Origin of the sequence: Leptospira perolatii (genome assembly GCF_002811875.1) — a bacterium.
Lineage (GTDB): Bacteria > Spirochaetota > Leptospiria > Leptospirales > Leptospiraceae > Leptospira_B > Leptospira_B perolatii.
This window is the reverse complement of record NZ_NPDZ01000002.1, coordinates 308,580-321,580: the sequence shown is the minus strand read 5'-3', so window position 1 is coordinate 321,580 and position 13,001 is coordinate 308,580. Positions and strand designations below refer to the sequence as shown.

The following is a 13,001-nucleotide window of genomic DNA, read 5'->3' as shown; positions in this document are numbered from 1 at the left end:
CATGGGAAGATCCGACTCGTAGGAAGTCCTACACACGGTTGCGCCGTCAGTTGGGGAATCTCACCCCATTCCTCCCGGAAAGGTTGCCTCTTAGAAGAGTATTATGTCTCAATTTTGCAAGTAGATTTTTTGGAATTTGGATCCGAAATCATAGGCTGACATCCAAATAATCCAGACTTTTCCTTCTTAACTCGGAGGTTTTTGGAGGAAGCCCCCGGCATCATCCGTGTTGGTTTTCCGATTTTTTCGGAAATGAAAAGGGAACCCGGTGTCAAAATCCGGGGCTACCTAGTTCGCTTTCAGCATATACATCTCGGATTGGCCGGGAAATAGACCTTTTCGAACATCATCGGTGTAGGATTCTACAGCTTTCGAGATCTCTTCCTTTAGATTCGCGTATCTCCTCACAAACTTTGGAGTCCACTCGAACAGACCGAGCATATCTTCCGTAACCAGAATTTGGCCATCACATTTAGGAGAGGCTCCGATTCCGATCGTAGGAATTTTTATCTTACGAGTGATTTCTTCCGCCAAGTCACTCGCGACGCCTTCGACTACAACCGCAAATGCTCCAGCTTTTTCTACGGACAGAGCTTCTTCCATGACTAGTTCTCTTTCTAGACTAGTTTTCCCCTTCGCCTTGAATCCTCCTTCCAGATGGATCGCTTGCGGCCTAAGGCCTACATGGCCCACAACAGGAATTCCACGATCTACAAGAAATGAAATCGTATTAGAAATATCTTTACTAGCTTCTACTTTGACAGCTTGGCATCCCACTCTTTTCATAAGTTCTACTGCAGACTTATAAGCGGACTCAGGGCTTTCTTCGTAACTTCCGAACGGAAGGTCCACAACTACCAGGGCTCGATTTGCGCCTCGCATAACTGCTTGGCCGTGTAGTATCATCATCTCCAGAGTCACTCCAACTGTGCTCGGAAGACCATGCATGACCATACCGACCGAATCACCGACCAAAAGGAGATCCACGTGTGGATCTAGCAAATTAGCCATAGGAGTAGTGTATGCAGTTAAACATACGATCTTCTCGTTCCCCTTCCGTTTCATAATTTCCGGAACCGTAATGCGCTGGGATACAATCTGCTTGGACATGGATTTCCTCCAATGAGTTCAACAAGTTTACAAAATATTCCGCAAAATTGGAAATAACTCAGGATTTCTTTCTAAGTTCCTCGAGCTACCATAAAAAAGAAACTTTCGCTTGGCTCGCATTGAAATTTAGTACAGAATGAAAAGTTCAATGGAGCGCGAGTATGTTTAGGTTGTTTGAAGCTCAAGGCATGCCGGGAAAATATTGCCTGGTACGCGAAGATTCTCAGTTACCGAATAGCGAACGTTGGAAATTTATAGATGAAATAAAGGACGGAGAAACAAGACCTCTAGAATTTCCTATGCACGCGGCAGAAATGGAAATTAAGGAGTCCGGTCACTATATATTCCAGCATGCTTCTCGGGGATCTCATGATCCAGCAATGAGGCCTCAAGAAAAGTATTTGCACGTAGTTCCGGAGTGAACTAGCAATTCGGAACGATCACTTTCGCCCTCGATTTTTGAGAAGGGCACAACGCCTGGATAGAAGATGCCAGGAAACTTACAAGGGGGACTATTACGCCTCGACCAAAATTGCTTCTCGTTTTTTTAATATTCCCGGAGGAATATTTCCGGCTCTCATAGTATCCCAAACTTCCAAAAAATCCTGAAGAGGATAAAAAATATCCAGCCCACTTTTCCACGCAATATGATTCGTAACAACAACTCCTTTAAGATTTCTTAAAGGATGGTCGTGCGGCAAAGGCTCCGGAACAGTAACGTCTAAGGTAGCATTGAGTCCCCTATTCTGCACTGCTTCGACCAGGGCATCTTGATCGATTAATTCTCCTCGAGCCACATTGATAATATGCAGTTTTTCGTGACAGCTGATTAGGAAATTCTTATCTATGATTCCTACGGATTCTGAATTCAACGGAATTGCCAGAATTAGCTGCTCTACATCCAATAAGTCTTGGACTTTTCGAACTACCCTGATCCCGGGAATCTCAGCACCGCTTTTTCTTAGAACTCGTACTTGGGCGCCGAGCTGAAGCAACAAATGCACAGTTAGGCGACCCACTTCTCCATATCCAACGACTCCAATTTTTTGTCCCCGCAATCCAGTTTTGGTAATATTACCTGCATGATTTAAGGCAGCACGTAGAATATATTCAGATAAAGGTTGAGCATAAGCCTTCCAGGAACGAGTAACCAGTGTACGGGGGGAAACAGATTGCAAAGGAAAAAAGTCGTATCCCGCAGTACTTAAGTGAATCCAATTCCATTCCTTTTTTTGAATGCATTTCAGCTGGAACTCCCAAGAAAACTCGTGCGGCGCGATAAAAAGACAGTCCGATCGGGTGCCGATCTCGGTACCTTTACTGATCGATATATCTATTCCTTTCAATTCGAAATGTGATCTAAGTCTTTCTTCTATCGGTTCATATTCAGAATCCGGAAATAAAAGATGCAGTGAAAGCTTTCTATCTAACATTAACAAATTATAATTTTCCATTTGACGATGCCAGAAACTGAGTTTCCAAGCACCTTTCCAGGATCACCGGTCCTTCAAAAATTTCTGAAAGCGTATCGAGACTAGGCCAATTCAGACGAGCCGCCTCTCTCCAGTCCAAATCTTCTGCGGAATCGTTCTCTGAATTTATTAGGCTATACACTAGTTCGCTTAGAATATTTACGTATTCTTCCATCGTGTTTCGAATTGCTTTTTCAGAATAAAGATTCGGATTCCATTCCAGATCCAGAGTGTACCTTCCTCTTCTTTCTTCTATGGTCCAAGTCTGGTCATACTTTGCACCGCCCGTAGAGACCCAAGCTTGCTTGCAACTTAGATTTTCGAAAGGATTTCTCGCGGCTTGAGTACTTTGCAGAATAAACATAGATCTGAATGCCGGCCTGCTTCCTGATTCGTAATCCGGACCGATATCTCTAAGAATTTCTATGTACGGCAATCTTTGGTGTAAGAATGCATTTCGAGCTGTATTCGCCACATTCTGAATATAGTGTTCGTCCTGAATGTTTACCTGAGTAAATCGAAATGGCAAAGTATTTACTAAAAACCCCACCAATTCGCGATCCTGAACTCTAAATCGATTCACATAGGGAATACCTACCAGAAAATCCTGAGCTCCGGAAACTCTTCCAACTAACCTTCCATAGGCGGAAAGAAGTATTACAAAAGGAGTCAATCCCAAAAGCTTGGAAGCACTTCGAACGCGATTCGTTAGTTCTTCGGAGAGAAAGGCCCAAGTCATTTTTCCTTTCGGAAACTCTGGATTCTCGGACGGATCCAGATCGTAGGGAAATCCAATCCCTTTCGGCACGGATTGTAATTCAGTCTTCCAATATTCCGAATCAAATTCTCCTTCTTTGCTTTTCCTATAGGAATTCTGATAATCTGCGAATTCTTGATAAACCGGCGCGGTTTCTTTCGGTTTTTCTCCTCTTAATAATAAGGAATAGGATTCTGCAATTTCTTTTACCAAAAGATCCGCAGACCAACCATCTAAAGTAATATGATGAATATTTAATAATAGAATGTTCGCGTTTTCTGGGAGCGTTAAAATTCTGAATCTGGAAGGAAACTCTTCCAATAAAGAAAACGGTCTTTCACCTTCTTTTCGAACTTCTTCCAGAGCGACCTCTTCGGTTTTGCATTCAAATATTTCGATTTCATTGAAATTGATTTCGTTTTCCGTTTTGTATTCCCAGAACAATTCTCCATTGATCTCCAAAGGAATCGATCTAAGAGATTTATGTTTATTTAATATTATCCCAGCTGCGATCCGCATAGCTTGAATATTTAGAGAGCCTTCCAAGTAAAGAGCAACCGTCATATTCAACGCGGGAGACTTTGGATATCGGAGAAAGTGCCTCCAATGCCGGACCTGATTCGGCGCAGCCTTGTAGAATTCAGGTTTCATAAAGTGCTCGGAGCCAGTTCGAGCCGTTCCCGGTCCCCATTCCTTCTGCCGTTCTTTCTAAATCAAACAGTAGGTCTTCGAAAGTTCGGTTCCAAGTAAGGACCGTGGAAACAGAGCCGTCTTCTTTGGGCGGAGACCAAAGCCAGCCTGCACTCATTCCGGTATTTTTAGGAAACTCTGGCATTTCACCTATTTGTAATAGATAGCTTGCCGCTTCTAGATGAACGCCTGAGTGTATTTTCGCGATATCAGAAACCAAAGCCCCGGGAGCTCTAGCCGCCACATCGATTACCTTGAATCGACCGCTTTCATCCATAAAGAATTCGGTATGTATCACGAAACGTCCTTCCGATCCCAAAGCTTGGACGACTTGTTCGTTTAACAAAATCCCCTTCTCTCTTATCGGGTGATCCCAGGGCAAAGTGATGCTTCCTAAGCCAAAACCTTGGCTAGCTTCTAAAGGAGGATTCGTATAGGCACCTACTTGAACCGGGACTACCTTTCCATCTAGTACGAACGCGTTCGCATGAAAAAGTCTTCCGGAGACAAATTCCTCCACGTGCCAACCTTGTTCGCCTAGATGAGCTTGAGACCATTGCAAAAAATCTTCGAGCAGATCAATTTTAGTGATTCCCTCATTGTATCCGCCAGTATCGGGTTTTATCACTAAAGATGGACCTATGTTTTTGAAAATCGCAGTGCATCGCTCTTTCCAACCTTCTGGAGCTAATTCTAATTTTTGAAACCTTGGAACTCCGATGGAACAAGCAGACAATCTTTCCTTCATGGCCAACTTATTCGAGTAAGTCGCAAGATTCGAAGCCATCCTCACAGGCATGGATTTAGAAATTCTCATTTCCTGACATGGCTTTAAGCAGGACTCATCGTTTGTTACAATCTCTGCGTCTTCCGGTAAAACCGCCAAGAGTTCGGACCAATCAGATTTTACCTCAGTGACCGGTGATGCGTAAATCGGCACATCCGATCGAAATACTTGGTCAGCGGAACCGATTGTAAAAATGCGAACGTCGAATTTATCCTCCGGAAAAGCCATTTGCACTCCGGAGCCGACCAACTGGTATTGATGTAAAAGTGCTACTATTTTTCGATTCATAATTTTTTCCGATCCAATATCATTCTTTTAAAATGCACTATTATAATTTTGAAAAATCATATTATACTATTTTTATTATATAGTATGTCTACCCAAGTGTCAGTTCGTACATTTCGGCCAGTTACTAAAACGACCAAAGGTTGTTCTCTTGTGCTAGTTACTTTCCCAGAAAGTACGGAAGCAATTCCGACAGCGCCTGCACCCTCGGACAAAATCCCATAGTGATCCGCTAAATGCCCCATCGCATCGTGTATTTCTTTTTCGCTTACAGTCAAGGTCTCCGGTGCATATCTTTGCAATAAATCTAATGTAATAGTTCCATCTTCCAGATTTCCCGCGAGACCATCTGCGACCGTACGCCCGATGGGGATTTTTGTAACTTCTCCCATTTTGAGGGCAACTTTCATCGGAGCAGAATTTTCGGCTTCGACTCCTATGGCTATAGATCCAGGTCTTGTGCTCAAAGCCATCCCAACACCCGCAAGCAATCCCCCACCTCCGATCGGACTTACTACGGTAACTTCCTCGGAAAACAGCTCCAGAATCTCCAAGCCTACACTCGCTTGTCCTAGTATTACTTCTGGATCGTTATATGGAGATAGATAGTATGCATTACGAATTTCCGCGAGTCCTCGCGCGTAATCTTCCGCCTGATCGTAGTTAGCTCCTTGGATCACCAACTCGACTGAACTCTGTTTCAATAGTTCTATCTTTCTAGGCGAAGCAGCCTCAGAGACCACGATGCAAGCCTTAGCTTTCAACTTTGTCGCCGCGTATGCGAGCGCTAGCCCGTGATTTCCTGCGGAACAACTTACGATAGAGGTACCATCAGAAATCTTTAATAAAGAAGCAAATGCTCCGCGAACCTTAAAAGATCCGGTGGGCATTAAAGTCTCCAGTTTGAGCCAACAATTCGGCCCTAGACTCGGAGCTTTGATAAGCGGAGATCTAGGAATCCATTTACGAATCTTCTGGTAAGTACTGAATACTCCATCTATTTCAGGTAGAGTTAGATTTCTGACTTGGCTATTCATATCTGTTTTGCCTGAAAATTGATTGTAGTTCGGTCATCCATTTCTGCTTACCGGAGCTATATCATCGTCTAACAACGCGCTGGAACGCGCACGTTTGCGGTCACTGACTCTAAGGTCTCCGATTTCGTCAAAACTAGGCTCTTCGACCATTTCCAAATTTCCGTCGTATAACAATCGAGCTATGATATGACGCATCGCTAATCTAAGCGCCAAAGGATTGCGAGATAGTTCATGTCCGCCGTACGGAAGTTCTACGATTTCCCTTCTTCCCCCACCAGGAACGGAGAACGCTTCTCTCACCTCGCTCATTGTGAGCCATTGGTCCTCGGACGCGACGAGGTTCACGATCGGACAAGAAAGCTTTTCGAGTGCGCTCTTTATCAGTGAAAAATTCGCGCTCCCTTTTTCTTTTTGCTCGGTCCAAAGTCCTCGAGGATCTATATCATACCCTTCGAATCGGATCGTTTCAGGTAGATCCTCGAAACGCCAATCATAGTAGTCGGTTCCGAAAACTCTTTCAAAAGTGGTTTTCGGATCTACCACCCCGACTAAGCACCCGATGCCGTTGATCATTGAATTGTCGACCGAAAGTTGTATGGCAGGTACAGCACCTAAGCTCACTGCTAGAATCGATATGGATTTTCCGTTCTCTAAATCAGCGACCTTTTCAAGGACAGAAGTTAAACTATCATGGAAACTTTCGATGGTAAAATTTCGAATCACTCCATCGCTTAAGCCGACGTGGTCCAAATAATCGAATCTATAAACGCTGGAGCCGTTGGTGAGTAGATAGGCAGCGAGGGACCCAAGTCCACTCATCCGACGAGAAAAGCCTCCACATATCAAGACTGAATGATTCCTGGGTTCGAGAACGATATCGCTCCATAGAGCGATATTTCTGTCCCTAAAAGATTTTACTTGTAGATTATTAGAAAGGATCATTACTTTTTCCTAATTTATCTTTATCTGACTTTTCTTCCTTCTTCTCTTGCAATTGCAATGAGCACCCTTGATGGGAAGATACATTCAATCTTCGAACAATGCGAATACTTTGCGTAGTTCTTCCGCAGCTGCAGGCATGCTCTTCCTTCGACCCTAGATCTTCTCCCGCGATAAATCCAGGATAACTATGTGCGGTTGGATCCAAATAGGTAAGTAAACCGATTTGTCCAGAATCCAATGGCTTCCAAGAAAGAGGGTCTCGAACGATAACTTCTACCCAGGGAGGAGAATGCAGCCTTCCCTCAGAACACTGAACAAAAGCGCTATTTAATTCCACTTGATTGAATACGTCTCTCAGTTGAGAAGGTGAATCGATTCCGAATGATTTGGCCGCTAACGACGCTAAATCCGATTGACTGATTGCTTTTGAGATATTTTTTTTCCAGCCCCCACCGGTAAGCAAAAACAGATTCGAACCTGCGCAAATCGGCGAGTTCTGAAAAGCTTTGCATAACTCTTCTACTAAGAAAGGAGCTCCAACGACTAGAACTCTTTTTCCTTCTTGCAAGGCAGACCTTATTAATGCGGAAGCCGCGTGCAAGTCCACCTTTCCATTTTTCATCATGTGTTCGGTTTCTGCTTCTAATTCGATCAGGCTCATTACGTAACCGAACCAAACTGTTCCAGCATCTTTTCTGGAGGGACCCAAATGTATTACAAAAATATCATCTTCTAAATCCCTGTCTCCGATGACATCTGACCAAACCTCAGCAGAACTTCGCAAGGAGCCTGAAAGTCTAGCGAGTGTAATTTCATCCCGCAAGATCTTGCTCCTGGTCCCGCTTGTACCGCTACTTTCAAAACGACGAATAATCTGAGAAGAAGGTACGCTAAGAATTTCTCCGACCTTGAACGCCGAAGTCGGAATTTGGGGGATGGAAGCTAAATCCTGTGGATAGAGTTCCTTCCAAGGATCAAAACTTTTGCGTTCGCAATAGTCACCGAACTCTTTACAATTCTCCGAATGATGCTTTAAGGAATCGGACAAAGCCGCCAACTTTAACTCAAGTGCAGCGGACCTGGTCATCTTATCCCAATCGTCTCGATTAAAAATTGCCGAGTCTAGAGCGGTCAACCCATCTGCTCGACTTACGCTAGCAGATGCGGTAAAAGTATTATTGGCTAGTATCGGATCCTGATGAGACATGATTCACCTATATGTTTGGAATTACATCTAACGCGAATCTTCGCATACTTTTCAGGATTTTCTCCCTATCCAGAGTTCCTTCAAATCCACAAATATAATGATCCACTCCGGTTTGCTCTCGCAAATACTGAAAAGCTTCAATGCAATCTGCCGGAGTTCCTACCGGACTAATTTCTAGAGCTCTTCTGACTACTACACTCGCGTCAGATTCTCCCTTTAAAATTGCATCCTGCAGCTGAGACCAATGGAATCGATAATTAGGAAGATTTCTCAGTTGATCGCTAGAGAACGCGACCCTCATTGCGTCGTCGTGCCATTCTTCTATGTTGCGAACGATATCGTTGTAGGCTTCGTCCCTACTATCGGCTACATGCACCACAGCTGAAATAACATGATGGATATCCCGCGGGTCATGACCGTTACTTTCCGCAATCTCTGCGTAAAGGTCAAGCTTTGCGCGAATCTGCTCTGCAGACTGAGGAACGTTCATGATCAAAGGAATTCCGATCGAAGCTGCCCACTCGATTGTAGAAGGAGATTCTCCTACCACGTAGATAGGTGGCCTAGGGTTAGTAAATTTAGATGGGAAAATACTAATTTCAGGAATCTTAATTAAATCGCTTTCCCACCTGAGTCTTCCTTCTTGTCTCCAAGTGGTCAGAATAATGTCGATCCACTCTTGTAGAATTTTATGATTTTCTGAAGCGTTAGCTCCAAAAATTTCAAAATCTAAAGGAAAGAACCCTCTTCCGAATCCGGCCAAAAATCGTCCGCTACTAAGTTGGTCCAAAAGAGAAACCTGTTCCACAAGACGGACCGGGTGATTCAGTGGAGCTACAGTGATTGCGGTACCTACCTTGATCCGCTTGGTCATACCGAGCAAATAGCTAGCCATTAAGATGGCATCCGGACACAATCCGTACTCTGTAAAATGGTGTTCCAATACCCAGAGATCGTCAAATCCGAGCTTTTCCGCTTCAGTGGCAAACTCCAGCGAATTCGTAAAGACGGACCTTTGGTCCCAGTGCGGTGGCTTATAGGTTGTAAGAGCAACTCCCCATCTCATTTAAATATCTCCGTATATTAAAAATTTCTTATACAAACAAATCCCGAAATTGCCTATGTTCGATAATTTTCGACATGTCCATCGGGATAGTCATTCCTTTGGGATAAACCTCGGAAGGTGCCTCCATAGAAACAAACCTTACTAGTCTTGCTAGCGGATACATTCCGTCGTGACTGGCTCCAAGCCGATACATACCGCTGGAACCACATTCGACCACCCTCGAAATACCTAATCTTCCCAAAGAGTCTCTGAAGTGTTTTACGATCTCCATCGGATATACTGCCACAGTTTGCACTGAGGAATCTACAAATGAAAGCACCTGCTCGATACTGTCTATCTTGTGAACAAAAGCAGTTCGAGCACCCGGATGACGGTAAGTCTTTCCGGGAGAGGACAAAATCACCTGCCATGAATGATCTTCGGAGTAGAGAATTTTTCCCCCAAAAAATTCATGATGAATTTTTGATAAAGAGACGTCCGCCGCCTGGTCTACAGTTCTTTTTGGTGCAGATAGTATCTTTTGATTTCGATCCAACGCTGAACCTAATTCTGTAGCGAACTCGAACTGATCACCTAACACAAAAATATGCTGTGTTGAGAAGCAAGCCTGCTGGTCATACATGCTGACATCGTGAGCGACCAAACGCGCAGCGTTCTTTAAATCTTTTTGGCCAGAGCCTCCGATGAGTGAAAAGCTGCGCTTGGGTCCAAATGTTAGTATTTCAGAGCCTGGTTTTACATTTTTATAAGTCCAACGAACCGCCTCGGCCCCTCCCCAGACGCATACTGCATCCGTATTTCCAACGATCGAGACTCCGATCTCAGAGTCGGAAGGCCAATAAGCAGTATGAAGCGATCTGCTTAAAGGATGCTTTGCATCTAAATCAAGAAAACTTAATGCAAATTGCGTGGGCGTTATTGGATCTCCCGAAGCGACTTTTGCAATTGTCTGATTTTTCGTTAGCAAAGATCGCAATATAGATAGAACGGCCGCGACGGGAGCATTTCCAGAAAGAATATGAGTCACAGTTCCTTTTGGGAAGGCTTTGACTTCGCAATCTTCTCTCTTAATCCAAGTATCTAAAATGGATCGGTCTCCGAGTTCCACTTGAAGAGTGTCCCACAATCTAGTGCTTCCTCTCAAAGTAGCTGCAATTAAATCAGCCTCCGCAACAGCCATCTGTTCGGAATAGCCGACAAAATCACACATTTGCCTGATATAAACTCGCCTACGGATGTATTCATCGTTCTCCCACATCTTACCGAGTCGGTGCAGAAACCCTATGATATCTTGAGTTGAAACTTCAATCAGAGGATTGTGCAAAGATTCTAGCAGAGAAGTTAGAATTTCCGGATTAGGAAAGCTAACTTCTCCGCCTAACATGCTGATCTTCTGATTCCCTTTTTCATCAGGCTTAATGCTTTTTCCACCCAATATAAAAGGCAATTGAACCTTCTTAGCCGGCTCTGACTCATGCAAGCCGGCATCGGCTTTTGTATCGAAAGCGGTTTTCACTTTTTCCGCCTCAACATCCAGCCCAATTCAATATTCGTAGAATCTAATGAAGGATCGGTCGTCTGCTTTGCCTCTATCTCGAACCCGCATCTTGCAAACAAATCGTCCCAATAACTCTGAGTTTCTAGCTTTTGGCTTGTAAATGGATGCAGTAAGAAATATGCATTGTAATAACCTTCCGCAAGTTTGTGACTCATCACCGAAGGATCATCGATTAAATAATCGATATCAATAATCACCAAACGTTGATTTGGCCCTCCGTTCATGGCTGCTTGCAGCATTTGCATGACTCTCTCTTCTCCGGATTGCCCGAGCACTTCGTGTATTACGAAACATAGGAGTATTAGATCTGGAGGAGTTTCCATTTTCTGAATATAATCGATAGCGTCTGCGTGCACTATTTCGATCCTATCGGACATTCCGCACTCTGCGATGTGCTCTTGTGCCGCCAGACATCCACCTAAATCCGGCTCTATACCGATAGCCTTTGTGTCTTTGTACAATTTGCAGATTTCGGTCAGGTACGAGCCGCTTCCACATCCCAAATCAACCACCAACTTTGGAGGCTCGTCTAATGTAGATAAAAGCCTTCTTACAATCGGAATGGAATCGTGCATGCTGATACCGCAACTTCCCTTTCCAACTAGCTTGCCATCCCTGGGCGCAGGAGGAGTTCCTTCGGCCAAAGCGTCTCCCATCGAAACGAAAGTTTCGGCGTAACCGCCAACCATCATTTCATACCAAGCGCGATAAACAGACCAACGATGAGCTTTTTCCGTAAGATTTAATTTACCATCCAGACCTTCGATAAAGCCTTCGTTTCTCAAAAAACGAAGCAAACCTCTCAATCGGTCTGCATCGAATTTCAGCTCTTTCGCCAATTCTTCCAAACTCCAACGACGCCCCTGGGAACTCGCGAGTAGGTCATAAATTCCTTTAGAAAAAAAATGCTGAACACTCGTAGCCAAAGCTAATCCTCGAATCGGCTGAACAGCTTCGACTAAATCAGCCTCACGTGCCACGATACTCTTTTGCTCCGAAGTTTTTGAAATTGTTGTCATTAGTCTCCCTCCTTGGTCCAAAGCAGCTGCTGCCTGACGAAGATCTCTTTTAATATTTACTCTCTTTAACCATCTGTCGTAACCATCGAACCGCGCCTTAAACGCTCTCCTTCCGTGGACTACCTGCAAATTATCGATTACGACTAAATCACCTTCTCTTAATGCAAGGTCATATAAATTGCGATTTATTTGATCGACCACCACTGACAAAGCTCTTTCAGCCTCGGCATCTCCCGGAATTGCCATCATATAATCCGGATCTATGCGAATGTAGGGATGATTTGGATTACCGAATAGCAGCGAAACAGGTTCCGGATCCCGATTCATCTGCTCTATCTTTTCGAACAAACCTCTAGCTGTCGAATTGTGCTTTGCTGTGTGCGATTGATCCGGTCGAATATAAAATCTCTCCTGCCAAAGTATTTCTTTGACATCAACCGGAAGATCAAGATCGGTTACTGAGCATAATGTTGTAGCTACTCCGTCAATATTCCGAAGACAGAGTAGAGCTAGGTAATCTGCTCGATTCGGATGAAAGGCATCTTCCGTGTGCCAACTAAGTTGCGTTAAACTGCTCCATCCTACTTGCTCGTTCTCCAATCCCTTCATCGGTAAAACATCGTGCACATAGCGACCATCCTGCTGAGTAGTCCAGCCGAACACATCTCCCAACAGAGAAGCTACTAACGTAAGAAATATTTCTGCGTGGTGAGTTGGAGAAGGAGACTGAACATCCTTCCAATCCTTTGGAGTCAGGATCCCAGTTCGACCAATCACATTTAACGCCGGTATTACAAAGACAGCCGGTCTTTGTTTAAGTCTCACTTTGTGGATGTACTCGCGCAATCGAAACGGTAACTCTTGCGCGAGCAATGGAGCAGCTTCCAAAAAGTCCACAGATTGAACATTTCGGAAGACTTGCCCTATATCGCTTAGATATCGCGATAATTGTTCCGCATCCGCAGCATCTAACTCCGGTGCATAATCAATCCAGCTTCGAGGCGCCTTAAACTCTTTAGTTTCTCTAGATTCTAAAACATTTTCCATATTTCAATCATCCACACCATCAAC

The 13,001-nt window shown here is 44.2% G+C and carries 11 protein-coding genes; 1 reads left to right on the top strand and 10 read right to left on the bottom strand.

What is annotated here, in order from left to right; genetic code table 11:
* Positions 1-288: 288 nt before the first annotated feature.
* Positions 289-1,110 carry a 3-methyl-2-oxobutanoate hydroxymethyltransferase gene (panB, locus tag CH373_RS05310; RefSeq protein ID WP_100713060.1) on the bottom strand — a complete coding sequence of 274 codons (822 nt, stop codon included), beginning with the start codon at positions 1,108-1,110 and terminating at the stop codon, positions 289-291.
* 161 nt (positions 1,111-1,271) lie between these two features.
* Between panB and CH373_RS05305 the strand changes: the two genes are divergently transcribed.
* On the top strand, positions 1,272-1,532 hold the full coding sequence (locus CH373_RS05305) for a hypothetical protein (protein WP_100713059.1): 261 nt from the start codon (positions 1,272-1,274) through the stop codon (positions 1,530-1,532).
* Positions 1,533-1,625: 93 nt separating this feature from the next.
* On the opposite strand, the gene CH373_RS05300 is transcribed toward CH373_RS05305, so the two are convergent.
* The 9 genes from CH373_RS05300 to gntD are packed head-to-tail and all read right to left on the bottom strand — an operon-like array spanning position 1,626 to position 12,977.
* Positions 1,626-2,543, bottom strand: coding sequence for an NAD(P)-dependent oxidoreductase (locus CH373_RS05300; protein WP_165778781.1), 918 nt, complete (start codon positions 2,541-2,543; stop codon positions 1,626-1,628).
* A gap of 7 nt (positions 2,544-2,550) precedes the next feature.
* Entirely contained in the window at positions 2,551-3,990 is a 1,440-nt protein-coding gene (locus CH373_RS05295; protein WP_100713057.1) for a condensation domain-containing protein, read from the bottom strand.
* Complete coding sequence (locus tag CH373_RS05290) at positions 3,980-5,104, bottom strand: ATP-grasp domain-containing protein (protein ID WP_100713056.1); 1,125 nt, start codon at positions 5,102-5,104, stop codon at positions 3,980-3,982. The genes CH373_RS05295 and CH373_RS05290 overlap by 11 nt, the downstream gene beginning before the upstream one ends.
* Before the next feature lie 56 nt (positions 5,105-5,160).
* On the bottom strand, positions 5,161-6,138 hold the full coding sequence (locus CH373_RS05285; RefSeq protein ID WP_100713055.1) for a threonine ammonia-lyase: 978 nt from the start codon (positions 6,136-6,138) through the stop codon (positions 5,161-5,163).
* Between the two features lie 33 nt (positions 6,139-6,171).
* Positions 6,172-7,080 carry an alpha/beta hydrolase family protein gene (locus CH373_RS05280; RefSeq protein ID WP_100713054.1) on the bottom strand — a complete coding sequence of 303 codons (909 nt, stop codon included), beginning with the start codon at positions 7,078-7,080 and terminating at the stop codon, positions 6,172-6,174.
* On the bottom strand, positions 7,067-8,287 hold the full coding sequence (locus CH373_RS05275; protein WP_243393268.1) for a LuxE/PaaK family acyltransferase: 1,221 nt from the start codon (positions 8,285-8,287) through the stop codon (positions 7,067-7,069). Before CH373_RS05275 ends, CH373_RS05280 begins: the two co-directional genes overlap by 14 nt.
* 7 nt (positions 8,288-8,294) lie before the next feature.
* Positions 8,295-9,353, bottom strand: coding sequence for an LLM class flavin-dependent oxidoreductase (locus CH373_RS05270; RefSeq protein WP_100713053.1), 1,059 nt, complete (start codon positions 9,351-9,353; stop codon positions 8,295-8,297).
* A 28-nt stretch (positions 9,354-9,381) separates the two neighbouring features.
* Positions 9,382-10,869 carry an acyl-CoA reductase gene (locus CH373_RS05265; RefSeq protein WP_243393267.1) on the bottom strand — a complete coding sequence of 496 codons (1,488 nt, stop codon included), beginning with the start codon at positions 10,867-10,869 and terminating at the stop codon, positions 9,382-9,384.
* A complete protein-coding gene (gene gntD / locus CH373_RS05260) occupies positions 10,866-12,977 on the bottom strand; it encodes a guanitoxin biosynthesis L-enduracididine beta-hydroxylase GntD (RefSeq protein WP_100713052.1) in 2,112 nt (703 codons plus the stop codon). The genes CH373_RS05265 and gntD overlap by 4 nt, the downstream gene beginning before the upstream one ends.
* Positions 12,978-13,001: the final 24 nt, after the last annotated feature.

Excerpts from the sequence above, each read along its gene's own strand:
- panB (WP_100713060.1), bottom strand. The coding sequence starts at position 1,110 with ATGTCCAAGCAGATTGTATCCCAGCGCATTACGGTTCCGGAAATTATG.
- CH373_RS05305 (WP_100713059.1), top strand. The coding sequence starts at position 1,272 with ATGTTTAGGTTGTTTGAAGCTCAAGGCATGCCGGGAAAATATTGCCTG.
- CH373_RS05300 (WP_165778781.1), bottom strand. The coding sequence starts at position 2,543 with ATGTTAGATAGAAAGCTTTCACTGCATCTTTTATTTCCGGATTCTGAA.
- CH373_RS05295 (WP_100713057.1), bottom strand. The coding sequence starts at position 3,990 with ATGAAACCTGAATTCTACAAGGCTGCGCCGAATCAGGTCCGGCATTGG.
- CH373_RS05290 (WP_100713056.1), bottom strand. The coding sequence starts at position 5,104 with ATGAATCGAAAAATAGTAGCACTTTTACATCAATACCAGTTGGTCGGC.
- CH373_RS05285 (WP_100713055.1), bottom strand. The coding sequence starts at position 6,138 with ATGAATAGCCAAGTCAGAAATCTAACTCTACCTGAAATAGATGGAGTA.
- CH373_RS05280 (WP_100713054.1), bottom strand. The coding sequence starts at position 7,080 with ATGATCCTTTCTAATAATCTACAAGTAAAATCTTTTAGGGACAGAAAT.
- CH373_RS05275 (WP_243393268.1), bottom strand. The coding sequence starts at position 8,287 with ATGTCTCATCAGGATCCGATACTAGCCAATAATACTTTTACCGCATCT.
- CH373_RS05270 (WP_100713053.1), bottom strand. The coding sequence starts at position 9,353 with ATGAGATGGGGAGTTGCTCTTACAACCTATAAGCCACCGCACTGGGAC.
- gntD (WP_100713052.1), bottom strand. The coding sequence starts at position 12,977 with ATGGAAAATGTTTTAGAATCTAGAGAAACTAAAGAGTTTAAGGCGCCT.